Origin of the sequence: Salinicola halophyticus (genome assembly GCF_003206695.1) — a bacterium.
Classification (GTDB): Bacteria; Pseudomonadota; Gammaproteobacteria; order Pseudomonadales; family Halomonadaceae; genus Salinicola; species Salinicola halophyticus.
Genome location: NZ_PZJN01000009.1, coordinates 42,511 through 61,101 on the forward strand (window position 1 = coordinate 42,511; position 18,591 = coordinate 61,101).

17 protein-coding genes are annotated in these 18,591 nt (G+C 62.0%); 11 read left to right on the forward strand and 6 right to left on the reverse strand.

Going from position 1 to position 18,591, the window contains the following annotated elements; translation table 11 throughout:
* The first annotated feature begins 349 nt into the window (after nt 1-349).
* Nucleotides 350-1,516 (forward strand): zinc-dependent alcohol dehydrogenase, encoded by a 1,167-nt coding sequence (locus DOM58_RS14170; protein ID WP_110693388.1) that lies wholly within the window; start codon nt 350-352, stop codon nt 1,514-1,516.
* Nucleotides 1,517-1,806: 290 nt separating this feature from the next.
* On the forward strand, nt 1,807-3,057 hold the full coding sequence (serA, locus tag DOM58_RS14175; RefSeq protein WP_110693389.1) for a phosphoglycerate dehydrogenase: 1,251 nt from the start codon (nt 1,807-1,809) through the stop codon (nt 3,055-3,057).
* Between the two features lie 103 nt (nt 3,058-3,160).
* Here serA and DOM58_RS14180 read toward each other — a convergent pair whose 3' ends face one another.
* Nucleotides 3,161-3,340 carry a hypothetical protein gene (locus tag DOM58_RS14180; RefSeq protein WP_110693390.1) on the reverse strand — a complete coding sequence of 60 codons (180 nt, stop codon included), beginning with the start codon at nt 3,338-3,340 and terminating at the stop codon, nt 3,161-3,163.
* A gap of 113 nt (nt 3,341-3,453) precedes the next feature.
* The gene (locus DOM58_RS14185; RefSeq protein ID WP_110693391.1) at nt 3,454-5,538 is read right to left on the reverse strand and encodes a TonB-dependent receptor family protein; all 2,085 of its coding nucleotides are present in this window, start codon (nt 5,536-5,538) and stop codon (nt 3,454-3,456) included.
* A gap of 213 nt (nt 5,539-5,751) precedes the next feature.
* Between DOM58_RS14185 and DOM58_RS14190 the strand changes: the two genes are divergently transcribed.
* Nucleotides 5,752-6,549 carry an SDR family NAD(P)-dependent oxidoreductase gene (locus DOM58_RS14190; RefSeq protein WP_110693392.1) on the forward strand — a complete coding sequence of 266 codons (798 nt, stop codon included), beginning with the start codon at nt 5,752-5,754 and terminating at the stop codon, nt 6,547-6,549.
* Between the two features lie 78 nt (nt 6,550-6,627).
* Here DOM58_RS14190 and DOM58_RS14195 read toward each other — a convergent pair whose 3' ends face one another.
* The 3 genes from DOM58_RS14195 to DOM58_RS14205 all read right to left on the reverse strand — a co-directional run bounded on the left by DOM58_RS14195 (nt 6,628) and on the right by DOM58_RS14205 (nt 9,907).
* Entirely contained in the window at nt 6,628-7,368 is a 741-nt protein-coding gene (locus tag DOM58_RS14195; protein ID WP_157957556.1) for a DUF481 domain-containing protein, read from the reverse strand.
* A gap of 486 nt (nt 7,369-7,854) precedes the next feature.
* Nucleotides 7,855-9,084: an amino acid deaminase gene (locus DOM58_RS14200; protein WP_245392283.1), complete on the reverse strand. Its 1,230-nt coding sequence runs from the start codon at nt 9,082-9,084 to the stop codon at nt 7,855-7,857.
* A gap of 31 nt (nt 9,085-9,115) precedes the next feature.
* A complete protein-coding gene (locus DOM58_RS14205; RefSeq protein ID WP_110693393.1) occupies nt 9,116-9,907 on the reverse strand; it encodes an IclR family transcriptional regulator in 792 nt (263 codons plus the stop codon).
* 164 nt (nt 9,908-10,071) lie between these two features.
* On the opposite strand from DOM58_RS14205, the gene DOM58_RS14210 reads away from it, so the two are divergent.
* The 8 genes from DOM58_RS14210 (at nt 10,072) to DOM58_RS14245 (ending at nt 17,788) form a co-directional block, all read left to right on the forward strand.
* A complete protein-coding gene (locus DOM58_RS14210) occupies nt 10,072-10,911 on the forward strand; it encodes a transporter substrate-binding domain-containing protein (protein ID WP_110693394.1) in 840 nt (279 codons plus the stop codon).
* Nucleotides 10,912-10,989: 78 nt separating this feature from the next.
* Nucleotides 10,990-11,655 (forward strand): amino acid ABC transporter permease, encoded by a 666-nt coding sequence (locus tag DOM58_RS14215; RefSeq protein ID WP_075560919.1) that lies wholly within the window; start codon nt 10,990-10,992, stop codon nt 11,653-11,655.
* Nucleotide 11,656: 1 nt separating this feature from the next.
* Nucleotides 11,657-12,331 (forward strand): amino acid ABC transporter permease, encoded by a 675-nt coding sequence (locus DOM58_RS14220; RefSeq protein WP_075560920.1) that lies wholly within the window; start codon nt 11,657-11,659, stop codon nt 12,329-12,331.
* Nucleotides 12,328-13,092 carry an amino acid ABC transporter ATP-binding protein gene (locus tag DOM58_RS14225; protein ID WP_075560921.1) on the forward strand — a complete coding sequence of 255 codons (765 nt, stop codon included), beginning with the start codon at nt 12,328-12,330 and terminating at the stop codon, nt 13,090-13,092. Before DOM58_RS14220 ends, DOM58_RS14225 begins: the two co-directional genes overlap by 4 nt.
* 192 nt (nt 13,093-13,284) lie before the next feature.
* A complete protein-coding gene (locus tag DOM58_RS14230; protein WP_110693395.1) occupies nt 13,285-14,148 on the forward strand; it encodes a MurR/RpiR family transcriptional regulator in 864 nt (287 codons plus the stop codon).
* Between the two features lie 43 nt (nt 14,149-14,191).
* Nucleotides 14,192-15,661: an N-acyl-D-amino-acid deacylase family protein gene (locus DOM58_RS14235; protein ID WP_110693396.1), complete on the forward strand. Its 1,470-nt coding sequence runs from the start codon at nt 14,192-14,194 to the stop codon at nt 15,659-15,661.
* A 52-nt stretch (nt 15,662-15,713) separates the two neighbouring features.
* The gene (locus DOM58_RS14240; protein ID WP_075560924.1) at nt 15,714-16,106 is read left to right on the forward strand and encodes a RidA family protein; all 393 of its coding nucleotides are present in this window, start codon (nt 15,714-15,716) and stop codon (nt 16,104-16,106) included.
* A 188-nt stretch (nt 16,107-16,294) separates the two neighbouring features.
* Nucleotides 16,295-17,788 (forward strand): sodium:solute symporter family protein, encoded by a 1,494-nt coding sequence (locus DOM58_RS14245; protein WP_110693397.1) that lies wholly within the window; start codon nt 16,295-16,297, stop codon nt 17,786-17,788.
* A gap of 60 nt (nt 17,789-17,848) precedes the next feature.
* On the opposite strand, the gene DOM58_RS14250 is transcribed toward DOM58_RS14245, so the two are convergent.
* Nucleotides 17,849-18,334: an ureidoglycolate lyase gene (locus DOM58_RS14250; RefSeq protein WP_110693398.1), complete on the reverse strand. Its 486-nt coding sequence runs from the start codon at nt 18,332-18,334 to the stop codon at nt 17,849-17,851.
* Nucleotides 18,335-18,591 lie beyond the last annotated feature (257 nt).

An 18,591-nucleotide genomic window follows, 5' to 3' on the forward strand; every position in this document is an offset into this window, starting at 1 on the left:
CAGTATACACCGCCGCCGGGGGGGGTCGTCTGCCCTTGGCGGCAAATCCGGCCGTCGTGTCGCCATGAAAAAGCCTCACTGTTGGCAGGCCACTGCAAGCGCTTGGCCCACAAACCGCAGAACTCTTAACATGAATCAACTTGCGCGCTTTTAACGGCATTTTTCCGACCAATCGGCGCAGTTTCAATAGATGGCAACTGGAAAACCTGGCCATGGCTTCTAGCCTTGAGCTGTACGACCTTTAAATACCCAGCCTTGAATCACCCAGCCTTGAAACCACTGGTCTTGAGCCATCGCGATCCGCTCACCGGGTCATCAGGGAGCCAATGTCACCGCAAGGAGCATCATCATGAAAGCACTGGTCTATCATGGCAGCCGCGACGTTCGCGTCGACAACGTACCCGAACCGACGATCGAACAGGACGACGATATCGTCCTGCGCGTCACCGCCACGGCCATCTGTGGTTCCGACCTGCACCTGTATCGGGGCGCGATGCCGGCCACCGAACCCGGCGATATCTTTGGCCACGAATTCATGGGCGTCGTCGAGGAAGCCGGCTCTGCGGTCACCAGCGTCAAGAAAGGCGATCGAGTCGTCGTACCCTTCGTGATTGCCTGCGGCAGCTGCTTCTTCTGCCAGCACGCGCTTTATGCCGCCTGCGAGACCACCAATCCCGATGACGGCGGCGCGCTCAACAAGAAATCGATTCCCGCACCGGCGGCGCTGTTTGGTTTCTCGCATATGTACGGCGGCGTTCCCGGTGGGCAGGCCGAGTACGTGCGCGTGCCGCAGGCCAATACCGGGGCGTTTGCCATTGCCGACGGGCTCGACGACGAACAGGTGCTATTCCTGTCCGACATCCTGCCCACCGGCTATCAGGCGGTGCTGAACGCCGGCGTCACGCGGGGGTCGAGTGTTGCCATTTTCGGTGCCGGCCCGGTGGGGCTGCTGTCGGCCGCCTGCGCCAGGATGGAAGGCGCCGAACGCATCATCATGGTCGACAACCAGGGCTACCGGCTCGACTTCGCCAAGCAGGCCTACGGTGTCGAGACGCTCAATTTCGATCAGGTCGACGATGTCGCCGAGGCGATCATCCAGATGACCGACGGCCATCGTGGCGTGGATGCGGTGATCGATGCGGTGGGCTACGAAGCCAAGGGGCATGGCGGCAAACTGCCGGCGATGGGCAACTTCGAAGTCGAAAGCAGTGATATCGCCCTGCATCAGTGTCTGGCGGCCGTGCGCCGTGGCGGCAATATCAGCATCCCCGGCGTCTACGCCGGTGCCGTCGACGGTTTTCTGATCGGCGATTTCTTCGACAAGGGGCTGACCATGAAAGGCGGCCAGACCCACGTCCACCATTACCTGCCCAAACTGCTCGAAGCCATCGAGCAGGGCACGCTCAAACCCGAGACGATCATCAGCCATCGCATGACGCTGGATCAGGCTGCCGACGGCTATCGGATGTTCGATGACAAGCAGGACGACTGCCGCAAGATCGTGCTGACGCCCTGAACCGCATCCTGGAAGACGGCTCAACGCCTCCGCTTGCGGGGGCGTTTTCGCGTCGTCGTTTTCACGCCAGCATGACGAGCCAAAGCGCCACCTCGGATGCATTCGCCTCACGTTGAAGCCGCGTCATTTTCATTCTGTCGAGCGACGCTTATGGTACTCTATGCGCCCGCTCGCGACGCCGAGACGGAGGCTTGCTGCCTCGTCCAGGCCCCGCCTGCCGGTCTTTTCCCATGAGCGCGCCGCCACGTTTGCTGCCGCCGCGACAAGCCGATGAGAAGGTTGATCCACCAATGGCCAAGACGTCTCTGGACAAGAGCAAGATCAAGATCCTCCTGCTCGAGGGCATCCACCAGTCCGCCGTGGATACGTTGTTGAACGCGGGTTACACCAACTTCGAAACGCTCTCCACGTCGCTCACCGAAGAGGATCTGATCGAGAAGATCCGCGACGTGCACTTCATCGGCATTCGTTCCCGAACCCAGCTCACCGAACGCGTCTTCGCCGCGGCCGAGAAACTGACCGCCGTCGGCTGCTTCTGCATCGGCACCAATCAGGTCGATCTCGATGCGGCGCTCAAGCGTGCGATTCCGGTGTTCAACGCGCCTTATTCCAACACGCGTTCGGTGGCCGAGCTGGTGTTGGCCGAGACGATCATGCTGCTGCGTGGCATTCCCGAGAAGAACGCCCGCGCGCACCAGGGCGGCTGGCTGAAGTCCGCCAAGAACTCGCATGAAACTCGCGGCAAGACACTGGGGATCGTCGGCTACGGCAGCATTGGCGCCCAGCTCTCGGTACTCGCCGAATCGCTCGGCCTCGACGTGCTCTACTACGACGTGGTGACCAAGCTGGCGATGGGTAACGCGCGTCAGGTGGGAAGCCTCGAGGAGCTGCTGGCGCGGGCCGACGTGGTCAGCCTCCACGTGCCGGACCTGCCCTCCACGCGCTGGATGATCGGTGCTGAGCAGATCGCGCTGATGAAGCAGGGCGGCATCCTGATCAACGCCTCCCGCGGTTCGGTGGTGGATATCGAGGCGCTGGCCGATTCGCTCAAGAGCGGCAAGCTGCTGGGCGCGGCCATCGACGTGTTCCCGGTCGAGCCCAAGGGCGCCGAAGAAGAGTTCACCTCGCCGCTGCGCGGACTCGAGAACGTGATCCTGACTCCGCACATCGGCGGCTCCACGCTGGAAGCGCAGCAGAACATTGGCATCGAAGTCGCCGAGAAGCTGGTGACCTACTCCGACAACGGCACCACCATCACCTCAGTCAACTTCCCCGAAGTGGCGCTGCCGTCACACCCGGACAAGCATCGTCTGCTGCACATTCACGAGAACGTGCCCGGCGTGCTGTTCGAAATCAACCGGGTGCTCTCCGAAGACGGCATCAACATCGCCGGCCAGTTCCTGCAGACCAACGACAAGGTCGGCTACGTCGTCATCGACGTCGATAAGGCCTACGGCAAGCAGGCGCTGGAAGCGCTCAAGCAGGTGGAGCACACCCTGCGTCTGCGCGTGCTCTACTCCGAGAGTGACTATCAGGCCTGACCTGGACTTTTCTGACACACAGGTTGATGACGCAGAAAGCCGCCCACGGGCGGCTTTCTGCTATGACGGTATAACGGTATGACGGCGAGCAAACGGTAAGCGTTTACGGCAGTTCGCCGGATCCATTCTGACCGCGCGAGGCGTCCGCCGGGTTGCTGGTGGGGCCATTTTGAGGCACTCCGGGCTCGACCTCGCGCTGTCCATCGTTGTAGCGATTGAATGTGCAGCCGCCGATCAGGGACAGCAGGACCAGAGCGCCGACAAACGGGATGAAAACACGCATAACGGTTCCTTGAATCATCGTTGTATCAACTCGAGTGTCTCGAGTCATAGTGGACGGCGGCGATACTCGGTCGCCGCTCTCGTGTTGCCAACCTCGACGCGCAAATCTCCGCGTCAGAAGTCGATGCCGATACCAGCATAGACCGTTCGCCCCGGTGCCGGCTCGAAGTAGCGGTCGTTATTGGCGTTGATACGCACATTGGCGTAGTGCTCGACATCGAACAAATTGCGAACACCGCCGTAAAGCTTGAGCACGGTGTCGCCACCCAGGCGCCAGCCGTCGCCGCCGCGCAGGTTGACCAGCCAGTAGTCGCCGACATCCACCTCGTTGGCGTTGTCCGCCACCATGTCGCCGACATACTGGGTTTCCAGGCTGGCAAAGCGCTGTCCCAGCCCCTGCCACGTCAGGCGATTGACCCAGGTCTGCTCGGGCAGGCCGGGAATGCGATTGCCGCTGTAGTCGTCCGCCTCGTTGTCGTAGCTATCGAATTCGTACTTGGCCAGCGTCAAGGCGCTGTCGATTCGCCAGCTCGGATCGAACTGCCAGCCCAGCGCGACTTCGAGCCCGTCCCGGTCGCTATTCCCGGCGTTGTCGTAGAAGGTACGGCCGTCGTCGCCCTCGTAGGGCACCAGCTCGTCGCGGACGCGGACAGAAAACAGCGCTACGTCGTAGTCGAGCCCGTTGTCGAAGTTGCCGCGCAGGCCGATCTCGCGATTCCAGGACTTCTGCGGTTCGATATCCGGATTGAAGCCGCCGATACCCGCCGGATTGGCGAACTCGGAGAAGGTCGGCGTCTCGTAGGCGGTACCGGTATTGACGTAGACCTGATGGTTGCGACGATAGCGGTAGCTCAACCCGGCCGAGCCGCTCCATTCGTGGAATACGCGGTCGCCGCTGTTGTCGCCGTCGCTGAGATAGTCGTCGTCGATATCCAGATCGACCCGGTCGTAACGACCGCCCAGCGACAGCGTCCAGCGCTCGGTAAGATCGAGATCGCCCTGCAGAAAGGTACCCACCGACGTGGCGGTCTGGGTTTCATCGGCGACCTTGCCAGTGACGTCGCCATTGAAGGCGACGTTCTGGCGACCGCGATCGTCTTCCTGGCGCGCCAGATCGACGCCGGCCACATAGCGCAGCGGCATGTCGCCCAGGCTCAACGTCTGATGATATTCGGCACTGCCGCCGTAATAGTCACGGTCGTAGTCGATCAGGCTATCGCCGGGGTAGGGCAACTGCTGCTCGAAATCGCGCTGGAGGTAGAACCCCTTGAGGTAGAACTCGCCCGGCCCCGCCGACAGATCCTCGTACTGAAGCCCCAGCACCTGCTGATCGACGCTCTGGCCGGTGTCGTACTCCTCGGTAAATGCGCCCGCCTGATCGCGATCTTCGTGGACCTGTTCGCGGGTCAGCCCGCCCGGATCTTCCGAACGAGGGTTGTCGAGCAGATTGACGATCGCCGTCAGCGCCCGGTCACTGCCCAGTTCGCGGCGCAGCTTGGCGTTGAGCAGGTATTTCTCGGTCGAACTGTGATCGCGATAACCGTCGACGTTGAGCGCGGAGACGCTAACATGATGCGACCACGGGCCGTTCACGCCGCCGTTGCTGACAGCATACTTCTGATAGCCGTCACTGCCGCCTTCCATGCGAATGTGACTGCCCGGATCGTCGCTGCCATCGGCGGTGGTGACGCTGATCACGCCACCGGCGGCGTTGCCGTACTGCACCGCCGCCGGCCCGCGAATCACCTCGATGCGCTCGGCGCTGTCGAGATCGATGGCGTCGAGCTGCGCCTGCCCGTCCGGCAGGGTGTAGGGAATTCCGTCGACGATCACCGTGATGCCGCGCACCCCAAACGGCGCCCGCGCGCCGAAGCCGCGAATGGAGACGCGCTGGCCCTGGGCGAAGTTGTCGCGATTCTGCAGGAACACGCCGGGCACCGTGACCAGCGACTCATCCAGCCGAACCCGCTGTTGGCCCTGCTGGATCTCGTCACGCTCGACGATCGACACGGCGGCCGGCGTGGCGTAAAGCTCGCGGGAAAGCCGGGGCGCGGTGACTTCGATCACCGGCTGCGCTTGTGCCTGCGAACTCGTGGAATTCGACGCCGAGGCTGGGGGCGTCGAGGCGGATTGCGCCAGCGCCGCGCCGGGCGTGACGACGCCCAGACATAGCGCCGTCGACAGATAACGGAATTTCATGGCGTTCCCTGCAATGAGAATGTCACCGCTTTTCCAGCGGTTTTGAATCGATGATACCGAGTGCGGAGCCCTATTCTTGCGCCGCGATGCCACCACCGCAAGACAAAGCCCGTTTGCAGCCGGAATTGGCGAGAATCCGCGACCTTGACCATGCTGGAGATTCGAAAATCTCTACCTTCGCAGCAATCCGGCATTGAGCAAGGAGGCTTGACCATGGATCTGGCTATTCGAGGCAAGACAGCGCTGATCACGGGCGCTCAGAGCGGTATCGGTCTGGCAACGGCAAGACAGCTGGCCGCCGAAGGCGTCAATCTGATTCTCAGCGATCTCGATGCAGACGCCCTCGCCCAGGCTGCCAGTGAAATCGATGGCGATCCGCTCTGTGTCATCGCCGACGTGACCCATCAGGAAGAAGTCGATGCGCTGGTTCGCCAGGGAATCGAGCGCTTCGGTGCGGTCGACATCGTCGTCCACACGGCAGGCGTCACCGGTGCCAAGGGCGATCCGCTGGAACTCAGCGACGACGATTACCGCGACGCCTGGGAGATCGATTTCTTCTCGGCGGTGCGACTCGCGCGAGCGACGATTCCGGCGATGCGCGAGCGCGGCTGGGGCCGCTTCATCTGCATCACCTCGGAAAACACCGTTCAGCCCTACTGGGAAGAAGCGGTCTACAACACCGCCAAAGCCTCGCTCAGCACGTTCATCAAGAATCTCTCCTATAAGGAAGCCGCCCATGGGGTGCTCTGCAACACCGTGGCCCCAGCCTTCATTGCGACGCCGATGACCGACGGCATGATGAAACAGCGCGCCGAGCAACTCGGCTGTTCCTTCGAACAGGCGATCGAAAGCTTTCTCGAGGAAGAACGTCCCGGCATCGTCGCCAAACGCCGTGGCGAGGTCGGGGAAGTGGCTTTCGTCATCGCCATGCTGGTGTCGCAGCACGCCTCGTTCGTCAACGGCAGCAACGTTCGTGTCGACGGGGGCTCCGTCATATCGGTTCAGAACTGAATCGGCGGAGATGACGACACGAATCGAACGAGAAACGGGGCCGAGGCCCCGTTTTTTGATTTCGCGATCATGCGGCGATCACAAATTATAAACCAGCGAGACACCCGTGGTGGTATCGGTCTGACTGGAAGCGCCCGGCGGCGGGTTGTCGTTGAACTCGACCTCGTAGGACACCTTGAGCGACAGCGTGTCGTTCATCGCCACCGTCAGTGCCGTTTCCGAGCGGCCGATGATGTTCTCCTCCGAGGCCTCGGTCGCCAGCGCTTGCGAGAACTTCGACGTCTCGGAGAATTGCCAGTCGTAGTCCAACCCGGCGTAGAGCAGGCCGACGTTGTCATGGCCGCCCTCTTCATACTCGTCGTGGCGTACACCCGGGCCCGCTTCCACGGTCAGCGATTGCGGCGGACCGATGAGCAACTGTCGCCCGTAGCCGCCAACCAGGGTCGACTGAGAGTCGTAACCCGAGAAGCGGTCCTTGTCCCAGCGGGCCAGGCCAAACAGATAGTTGTAGGTGGAGAGGTTGTAACGCGTGCGCCCGGCGACCAGATACTCCTCCGCCGAGGTCTCGTCATCGTCACTGGCGCTCCTCGCGCTCAGCTGCAGATTGTAGGACCAAGGCGCGTTGAACCAGGTCATATCCGCCCCGGCAAGCAGGCTCTCGCTATTACTGTTGCCGCTGATCTTATGATAGCCGAGCTCGGCCGTGCCCTCGAAAGGCTTTTCCGCCGTGGCCGGATTCTTCATGACATCCAGCTCCTCGAGCTGTGCCTGAGCCAGCCCGGCACAGGTCAGGCTCGTGATTCCCAAGCCAGTGGCCATGAGCGCTTTCAGCCGCTCTGAAACTCCTTGAGCGGGCGTTCGTCCTTGATGAGTCACACTATCGCCTCTTGTGGCAGTCGAAATGCACCATACGTCGAATTGACGTCAGTACTTTGCATTAGACTTAACCCACGGCAAGGAAACAACCAAACAGCGTTTTGATTCACATTTCCCATCCTGGCACCGAGCTCGGCCCAACCCGATCCGGCTCGAAAGACAGGCATAAAAAAGGCGAGCCAAATGGCTCGCCACAACAACTTCCGTCAATGATTCGTTAGGTCTCATCCCGACGGAAGAGCGCTCGGGAAATGAACCGCGCAATCGCCGAGTCGGCTTGCCGCGCGCTTCATCTTGAAAATGTCGGCACCGATAACGAGACCCGCCCGTTACCGAATGCTCTCGAACGCCAAGTTAAGCGAGCAACGGCCGGCCGTCAATATTTATGGAAACCATTTCCACTTTTTTAATTGCCGAAGCGACAGCCGCTCAGAACCAGGTCTCCAGCACTTCCATAACCGCCAGCTGCTCGTCGACCAGCAGCATGCGCCGCCACTTGTCGAAGGTCAGGCAGGGATGCGAGGTGCCGAAAGCGATGACATCGCCAACGGCGATCTCGGCAGTCGTCGGCACCTCGAGAAAGACGTGCTGATCCATGATGTTTGTCGTTCGCCACCCGCTGATGTCGATCGGCGCCGCGCTCTCGCCATGCAGGGAATAGAGCCGTAGCGGCAGCGGCAGATCCGGCTCGTGGCCGATATCGCGCTTGCCCAGCGCAATGATCGCCAGACCCGGCTCGGGTAGCGACTGCACGTGGGCGAACACCTCGAGCGCCGGCTGTAGCTCGCCTTCGAGCTTGGGGTCACGAGCCTTGACCGCATCCATCGCGCCGGCATAGAGCTTGTGATCGTGCACCACGTAGCAGCCCGGTCGCAGCACCGGCGTGTAGTGTTCGCGCAGTTCTGCTAGGTCAAACGCCTCGGCGATCAGGTCGAACCATTTGGAACCGGAAGCGGTAACGATCGGCGCCTGACGTTTGAGCACACCGCTGGCCTGCAACGTGCGAACGGTGTCGACCAGCCGCTCACCGTAGGCGCGTACGGCCGCGACCTCGTCACCGCCGCCAATCATGCCTTCGTACCCTTCGATGCCCACCAGCGCCAGTGCCGGCTGCTCGGCAATGGCGGTTACCAGGGCGTCGACCTGCGAGGCAGTACGGCAGCCGCAGCGGCCGCCATCGATGCCCAGCTCGATCAGTACATTGAGCGTAAGACCTCGTGCGGCGAAGAACGCCCCCAGGTCGCGAACGTTATCCGCACCGTCGACCACGCAGTAGTAATCCAGCCCTGCCTCGATGGCGTCCGCCACCAGCGCCATGTTGGGTCGCCCCACCAGTTGATTGACCATCAGCACCCGGTCGATGCCGTGAGCATGCGCCGCCACCGTCTGCACTGCCGTCGCCAGCGTGATACCCCAGGCCCCCGCCTCGATCTGACGTTTGAACAGCGCCGGAGTCATGGTCGTCTTGCCGTGAGGCGCGAGCTTGGCGCCGTGGTCGTCCGCGAAGCGCTGCATCCAGGCCAGATTGTGCGCCAGCGGCGCCTCGAAGATCGCCGCCGCCGGCAACGGGACGTCCGTCAGCAGATTAGCGGGGGTCGAAAGCGGCGTGCCTTTCTCCACGGCCGCCGATGCGTTTCTTGAAGCAGTCATATTGTTCATTGTCTTTCTCCGGATAGGGGTCTCGGCAGGCTCAATCTGTGTTGGAGAGCATGAACGACGCTTCGCGCAGCGCGCCGATCAGAGTTTCGCGCCGCGATTCATCGGCATCACGACCGATCGTGAAGCAGAGCGTGGCCCGGGCTCGGTCGGTACCTTCGTGGATCGGCACGGCCATACAGCAGGCGAAGCTGTCGACCAGACCTTCGGTGAGCGCATAGCCACGCTGTTGCGTCAGTTCGATCTCCGCAATGAAACCGTCGATATCGATTCGCTCACCGTCGGGGAGCATGAAGTCCTCATCCGGTACCAGCCCCAGCATGGCTTCCCTGCTCATGCCACCCAGCAGGACGCGCCCGGACGCCGTCCACGGGATCGGCACCTTGACCCCGACTTCGGAGCTGATGCGAAACGGTCTGGCACCGTTTTCGTTGAGCATCACGGTGTACTTGTCGCCATCCAGCATGCACAGCTGGGTAGTCTCGTCGTAGCGCGCCGACAGCTCACGCATGACCGGTCGCGCACGCTTCAGCAGATCGTTGTGATCCGCGTAGTCGAGTCCGAAATAGTGCATCGCCCGGCCGAAAAAGACCCGTCCGTCACTCTCCGTCTCCAACCACCCCGCTTCACTGAGCAGGTTGATCAGCTCGTAAACGCTGGAACGGGGCGCGCCCGTCGCCTCCATCAACGCCTTCGGCGTCATCGGCTGACGATGAAGATGTAGCTGTTCGCACAGGGCGATAACGCGATCGACCCCGCGGGCGCGAGGAGCCGCGGCGCTGGAAGATGTGGTGGTGCTGGAAGGCCTGGTGCTGGAATCGCTCATATCACCTCGTTGATGGTGCTACGGGTCCGATCTACCCGGTTAGGCGCCGCTGAATGACACCCTTGCGCAGAGCCGGTGAATAGGTGCAGTATAAATTCATCCGGTAAATCGGACAACAATCCGATATATCGGACAAACAACAGCAACAATACGAGCCCACTCCCATGAAAACGATCCTCAAAGCGCTGAGCGCCGTTGCGGCGGTCGCCCTCATCCCCTCACTTGCCGCCACCCACGCCCAGGCCGATACCCTGCAGACGGTGCTGGACCGTGGCGAACTGGTCGTCGGCACCGGTAGTTCGAATCCCCCCTGGCACTTCACCGACAATGGCCAGACCGTCGGATTCGATGCCGACATCGGCCATATTCTGGCTCAAGGTCTGTTCAACGATCCCAGTAAAGTCCGTTTCGTCAACCAGTCTTCGGATGCCCGAATTCCCAACCTGCTGACGAACAAGGTCGACATCTCCTGCCAAGGGATGACTGTCACGGCGGCACGTGCGCAACAGGTCGCTTTCACCGTGCCCTACTATCGCGAGGGCGTCGGCCTGCTGATGCTCAAGGGCGGCGACTACGGCGATTACGACGCGCTCAAGGCGGCCGGCAGCGACATCACGGTTGCCGTGCTGCAGAACGTCTATGCCGAGGAGATGGTCCATCAGGCACTGCCGGAAGCCGAGGTCGACCAGTATGAAAGCCAGAATCTGATCTATCAGGCCCTCAACTCCCATCGTGCCGCAGCGGTCGCGACCGACCTTTCGACCTTGAAGTGGTACATGAAGAATAACGGTGATCGCTACGTCGATGCCGGCTACAGCTGGAATCCGCAATCCTACGCCTGCGCCGTGTCGCCCGACGATCAGCGCTGGTTGAATTTCGTCAACACCACTCTCGAAGAAGCCATGTACGGCGTCGAGTTCCAGCGCTATTCCGATGCCTTCGAACAATGGTTCGGCGAGCGTCCCCCGGCACCGAAAACCGGTTTCCCTGCCGAAATGCGTTAAATCCCGGTTTTGGCGCTGCCGAACTCATAGGGTTCGGCAGCGCCCTGCCAAACCGCTCGACCAGGCAGACGAACGCTCATGAACTATCACTTCAATTTCGCTCCCATTTTCGATCAGTGGCCGATACTGCTGAGTGGCATCGGTCTTGGTCTGCTGCTGGCACTGGTGTCGATCGCGATTGGCTCCGCGCTCGGACTGGTGGTCGCCTTCGCCAGTCGTGCGCCGAATCGATGGCTTCGCAGCCTAGCCTTCACCTGGATCTCGATCCTGCGCAATCTGCCGATCCTGGTGATCGTGCTGTTTCTGTTCTTCGGCATGCCGCAGTTGGGGCTGTCGCTGGACAAGATCACCAGCTTCATCGTGGCCCTGTCGCTTTACGCCAGTGCCTATATGGCCGAGGTCTTCCGGGGTGGCCTGTTGAGCGTCCCCCAGGGATTGATCGAAGCCGGACAGGCGATCGGCCTGACATCGTTCCGGATCAAGCGCTACATCGTGCTACCGATCATGTTTCGCAACGCGCTGCCGGCGTTCGGCAACAACTTCATCTCGCTGTTCAAGGACACCTCGCTGGCGGCCACCATCGCGGTTCCCGAGCTGACGTTCTATGCCCGCAAGATCAACTCCGAAACCTTTCGAGTCATCGAAGTCTGGCTCGTCGCGTCGCTCCTCTACATCGTTTGCTGCTATGCCATCACGCTCGTGCTGAGAGCCATGGAAAAACGGCTCGTGCTGGAGAAAACCTGACATGGACTGGAGCTACTTCTTCAACGAGGTCGTGAACAACCGTGATGCGCTGCTGCACGGAACGGCGATCACCTTCGCGGTATCGCTGATCGCCATTCTGGCCGGAACCGTGCTGGGCATCGTGATCGGCATTGCCGTCACCTATGGCAACAAGCCACTGCGATGGCCGGCCCGGCTCTATATCGACATCATCCGCGGTACGCCCGTGCTGGTTCTGGTGCTGGCGACCTTCTACGTCTCTTCCGCCGTAGGCTTCAACCTCACCGCCTTCCAGGCCGGCGCGCTGGCGCTCACTCTGTTCTGCGCTTCCCACGTCGGAGAAATCCTGCGTGGCGCACTACAATCCCTGTCGCGCGGTCAAATCGAGGCCGGACGCGCCATCGGCCTCACCTTCGGCGGCATCTTCCGCTACATCCTGTTTCCCCAGGCGCTGCGTTATGCCCTGCCGACATGGATCACTGCTGCGGTGGAGATGGTCAAGGCGTCGACGCTGCTGTCGGTCATTGGCGTCGCCGAACTACTGCTAACCACCCAGCAGATCATCAGCAACAATTTTCTCAACATGCAGTTCTACCTGCTGGCCGGTGTGATCTATTTCCTGATCGACTTCGCCATCGAGCAGGTCGGGCGCTTCATTGGTCGGCGTCTCGAACAGCCCACCCGGAGAATGGTATGACCCCTATCGTGGAAGTGCGCGCGCTACACAAGCGATTCGGCGAGCTCGAAGTGCTCAAAGGCATCGACTTTACGGTCGCAGAGGGCGAGGTCGTCTCGGTCATCGGCGCCAGCGGTTCGGGCAAGACCACCCTGCTGCGATGCCTCAATCTGCTCGAAGAGTTCCATCAGGGCGAGGTACTGATCGGTGGCGAAGCGATCGGCTATCACACGCGGCGTGGCCAACGGGCACGGGTGGGCGAGCATGAAATCGCGCGTCAGCGGGCAATGACCGGCATGGTCTTTCAGTCGTTCAACCTGTTCCCGCACATGAGCGCGCTGGACAACGTCACGCTCGGGCTGACCAAGGTGCGGGGCATGCCGAAAAACCAGGCGATCGAGCTCGGGGATCATTGGCTGGAGCGAGTCGGCATGCTCGAACGTCGGGATTACCGACCCTCGCAACTCTCCGGCGGCCAGCAGCAGCGTGTCGCGATCGCGCGCGCCATCGCCATGAATCCCAAGGTGATGCTGTTCGACGAGGCCACTTCTGCGCTCGATCCGGAGCGCGTCGGCGAGGTGCTGGAGACGATTCGCTCGCTTGCCCAGGAAGGCATGACCATGGTGCTGGTCACGCATGAAATGCGATTTGCCCGGGACGTCTCCGACAAGGTCGTGTTCATGGAGGATGGCCGGATCGCCGAGCAGGGCCCGCCCGAAAGATTGTTCATGCACCCGGAGTCGCCCCGCCTGCAGGCCTTTCTCAAGACCTCTTCATTCTGATCTGAACGACATCTGCCTGACCTGAACGACATCTGCGGGAGCTCTGGAAAGTTAACCGGCAAGTCGCAGGCCTCATACCTTGGTCGGAAAGTCTCGCCCGCGAGAGATAACAACTTTCATAAAAATAAATTCTAGGTTAGAAAGTACCAAGCGAGTTCGAATCCCGTTTGAAGTCATGCCAAGGTATGCCGCGTGAGCCAGCAGATCGACATCCTGTCGCATATCACCGCCTGTCTGCCGAGTCTGCGCGAGGCGGAGAAGAAGGTGGCTAACCTGATCTTCGATGATATCGATTTCGTCGCGGAAGCGAGCATCGGCGAGATCGCCAGGCGCGCCGAGGTGAGCGATGCCAGCGTGACTCGTTTCGCCCGCGCGGTGGACTGCCGCAACGTGCGCGATCTCAAGACCCGCCTGACTCGGGCGCTGGCGGCCGGTCGCCGTTTTATCCAGGAAGCCAGCGAGGACGACGGCCTGGGGGTGATCTACGACACCGCCGCCCAGACCCTGGCGCTCAATCGCACGCTGATGGAGCAGGCCGACGTCGAGGGCGCGGTGGCGATGCTCGACGACGCTCGCCAGATTCTGGTGTTCGGTGCCGGCGGCGGCTCGACGGTGATGGCGCAGGAGATGCAGTTCCGGCTGGTTCGTCTCGGCTACGCGATCAGCGCCTATCCGCAGTCGCTGCTGCCACGCATGGTCGCCTCGACACTGGAACCCGATGACGTCGTGGTGGCGCTTTCGGTCACCGGCTATACCCCGGAAATCGTCGAGGCGGCCGAGCTGGCTCGCCAGTATGGCGCTCGGGTGCTGGCCGTCACCGCGGCCGGTTCGCCGCTGGCCAAGGTAGCCAATATCACGTTGCCGCTGGCGGCCCGCGAGACCGACTACATCTATTTTCCGTCGTCGTCGCGCTACGCCATGATGGCCGCCATCGACATGCTGGCGCTTGGCCTGGCCTTGCGGCATCGCTCGCGCACTCGCGACAAGCTGCGACGACTCAAGATCACTCTCGATGCCCACCGCGGCGGCGACAACCGCCAGCCGCTGGGGGATTGAGCGCCCGGGAGCGCTCTCCGGGAACCATCATCCAGGAGTCACGATGTCCCACGATTTGTTGATTCGCCGCGCCAGCATCATCGACGGCAGCGGACGCGAGCCTTTCATCGCCGACATCGCGATCGACGACGACCGGATCGTCGCCATCGGTGATCTGGACGGCGAGGAGGCGGGAACGGTCATCGATGCCGAAGGGCTGATTCTCACCCCCGGCTTCATCGATGTGCATACCCATGACGACACCAATGTCATTCGCCAGCCGGAAATGCTGCCGAAACTGTCCCAGGGCGTCACCACGGTAGTGGTCGGCAACTGCGGCATCAGCGCCAGCCCCGTGCGGCTCTCCGGCGAAGTGCCGGACCCGATGAACCTGCTGGGTCGGGCGGAAGACTTCCGCTATCCGACGTTTGCCGCCTATGCCGAGGCGATCGCCAAGGCACAGCCGAGCGTCAACGTGGCGGCGCTGATCGGCCACACCAGCCTGCGCAGCCAGGTCATGGATCGCTTTGACCGGGCCGCCAGCAATGGTGAAATTGCCGCGATGCGCGAACAGCTGGAAATCGCGCTGGCCGAGGGCGCCGTGGGCATGAGCTCCGGACTCGCCTACCGCAACGCCTATCACGCACCCACGGCCGAGATGAATACGCTGGTCGAGGCCGTCGGCCGCGCCGGTGGCGTCTATACCACGCATCTGCGCGATGAGTTCGCGGGCCTCCCCGAGGCGATGGACGAGGCCTTCGCCACCGCCAGACACGGCCAGGCACCGCTGGTGATCTCGCACCTCAAGTGTGCCGGCGCCGGCAACTGGGGCAACGCGCCCAAGGCGCTGGCCAAGCTCGACGATGCCGCGCTATCCCACGGCGTGCACTGCGACTGTTACCCCTACACCGCCGGTTCCTCGACGCTGGATCTGGGTCAGGTCACCGACGAGATCGACATTTTCATCACCTGGTCCGACCCGCACCCGGAGATGGCCCGCCAGCCGCTGAAGGCGATCGCGGAACAGTGGGATCTGTCGCTGATGGACGCGGCCCGGCGTCTGCAGCCGGCCGGCGCTGTCTATCACAACATGAGCGAGGCGGACATGCGTCAGGTGCTGTCGCATCCGTTGTCGATGGTCGGCTCCGACGGCCTGCCCAACGATCCGCATCCGCACCCGCGGCTGTGGGGCGCGTTCCCGCGGGTGCTGGCGCATTACAGTCGCGATCTGAAACTGCTGCCGCTGACCGAGGCGGTGCGCAAGATGACCGGGCTTTCCGCCGCCAACTTCGGCCTGACCGATCGCGGCGAAATCCGTGTCGGCGCCTTCGCTGATCTGGTGCTGTTCGACCTCGACACGCTCGAGGACACCGCGACCTACACCGCGCCGATCGCCAGGGCCGGCGGCATCGAGCTGGTCGTCGTCAACGGCGTGGTCAGCTATCGCCAGGGCGAGGCCAGCGAACATAGGGCCGGACGACTGCTGCGGCGTCAGGTCCGGCTGTCGGCCCGGCCTTCCCGCACCGCATCATGATTTTTACTCGAGTTACCCACCCGATCATTGAGACAACCCAGGAGAAAACCGTATGAGCATCAAACGTTATGGCGTCGAAGGCGGCGTCGGCACCGGTGGCCAGAAACTGCCCTTCGCCCGCGCCACCGAAGCGGCCGGCTGGCTGTTCGTTTCCGGCCAGACTCCAATGACCGACGGCGAAGTCGTCGAAGGCAGCATCGTCGAGCAGTCGCGGCTGGCGTTCGCCAACTGCCTGAAGATCGCCGAGGAAGCCGGCTATGGCGTCGAGGACGTCGTCCATGTCACCGCGGTGCTGACCGACGCGCGCTATTTCAGCTCGTTCAACAAGGTGTTCAAGGAAGTGTTTGGCGATCACCCGCCGGCGCGGATCTGCAGCGTTCAGGACCTGGTGGTGGACTGTAAGGTTGAGGTGGACATCAAGTGCTATCGCGCTGATCGCGCCTGATAAGCGCCTGCGCGTACGCATCGCCCGAAAGTTGATCGAATGCGTTGAAGAGACGCTTTGGAACATCTGCAAGAAAGGTGGCCGCGCCCCGGCAAGGGCGCGACCGCAGTGAAAAACCCCATAGGCCATGACATTCCACACTGCTCCGGTCGCGGCAACGACCGGAACGACAATTATAAGAGGTCATTATGAACAGTCACGTTTTCCTCGGGACCTTTATCGCCTACGTGATCATCATGATCGCGTTCGGGTGGTGGGTTTCTCGCAACAGTCGCGGCAGCGGCGACGATTTCCTGCTCGGCGGACGTAGCGTCCCGATCTTTCTGACCATCGGTACCACGGTGGCGACCATGGTCGGCACCGGTTCCAGCATGGGCGCCGTCGGTTTCGGCTACGCCAACGGCTGGGCCGGCGCGCTCTACGGTATCGGCGGTTCCATCGGCGTGATCCTGCTGGCGTTGTGCTTCGCGCCGGTTCGCCGCTTCCGCTTCATGACCATGAGCGAAGAGCTTTCCTACTACGTCGGCGCCAATCGTTGGGTGCGCAACATCGTCGCCGTGCTGATCTATATCGCCTGCATCGGCTGGCTGGGCGCGCACATTCTCGGCGGCGGGCTCTATCTGTCATGGATGGCGGGGATCGATCTGACCACTGCCCGCATTCTGGTCGCGCTGGGCTTCGGTATCTACTGCGTGATCGGCGGCTACATGGCTGTGATCTGGACCGATACCGTGCAGGCCGTGATCCTGTTCGTCGGTTTCATCGTGATGGCGATCATCGCGCTGGTCGAAGTCGGCGGTTTCTCGGGTCTCGGCACCAACATGGATGTCGCGGCCACCAGTTTCCTGGGTGTCGACAAGATCGGACTGATACCGGCGATCTCTCTCGCCGCCGTCATCGCCGTCGGCGTGCTGGCAACGCCCTCCTACCGCCAGCGGATCTACTCCGGCAATTCGGTCAGCTCGGTGCGCAAGTCGTTCATCATCACCGGCGTTCTCTATCTGTTCTTCTCGATCATTCCGGCGATCATCGGCATGGCGACCCATGCGCTGAACCCTAGCCTCGACAACAGCAACTTCGCTTTCCCGTTCCTGGCCACCGAGATCCTGCCGCTGTGGCTCGGCCTGCTGCTGCTGGTCGCCGGGCTGTCGGCGACCATGTCGAGCGCGAGTTCGGATGCCATCGCTGGCGTTTCCATTCTGCTGCGCGATGTCTACGTGCTGTTCACCGGTCACACCCCGTCGGCCCGCAAGGTCGTCGGGCTGTCGCGGCTGGCGCTGGTCGCTACCATCGGCCTGGCGCTGCTGTTCGCGCTGACCTCCAACAACGTGATCAGCTATATCACCAGCATGATCGCGACCGTCATGGCCGGCATGTTCGTGTGTGGCGTACTGGGGCGTTTCTGGCCGCGCTACAACTGGCAGGGCGCCATCGCCACCCTGATCGCCGCGTCAGCGACGTCGCTGGCAGTGATCAACGTGGACAGCTGGACGGCCTTCTGGGGCAACCCCAGCATTCCGGCGGTGCTGGTCGCGCTGGTCGTTGGCGTCATCGTCAGCCTGGTCACGCCGGCCTCCAAAGTGACTCCGGAGCAGGCGCTCAAGATCATCGACGACGAACGCGAGCGCATGGAGCTGGATGAAGATCCGGCTGCGGCGATCAGCGGCAGCAAATCGGTCTGAGCCAATGGCAAGATGATGCCTTCGACGCCCCTCTCTCTAGCGGGGCGTCGTCGTTCCATGTCATGCCATCAGCACCCGAATCGCCATCGGTCGCTCGTCGAGATTGTCCGCGCCGCCGCGGTCGACGACCAGAAACTCCCCTTCATGCTCCAGCACCGAATGGATCGCATGCCAGGTACCGGCGCGATAGTTGACGCCCTGGCGACCGTCGGTGACGAAGGCACAGATCCTCATCGGATCGACCTCGTCTCCCGGCGGCGCCACCACGACGATGAAGCGCTCCTCGTGCAGCGGCATGAATGCCTGGCTGCCCAGCGGATGGCGCTCCAGCAGCTCGATCTCCAGCGGCAACGAGACCGGCTGGCTCACGAACACGCTGATCAGCGGTCGTGACGGCGCGTCCAGAATCTCCACCCGAGCCAGATCGTGATGTCGCTGGGTACGCCCGCTGTTGATCGGGAAAGCGGCGCTGGTGCGCGCATCGATCACGTCGCCGAACGGCGCGAACGCCTCCGCCGTCAGGGGCCGCGCGGTCAATTCCATCATGATCTCTATTCCCCTTTGGTCAGTTTCAAATGTCGGCCGCAATTGTTGGTTTCGGCTTTCTGAATCCGGCTATCGTACACAAAACCCATCGATACCGTTTCTCGCACCGATAGAGTGCAGAGGATCAATATTTTGCGCCTTGATCATGCTCTGCCACTCATCATGAGCTTCTAAACCTGTTTAATAGGCTCTGTAGAGCGCACTTTACCGAGATCCAGCGAACAGGTCCTGATGAAACCCCACGGCCTAACGCCTTG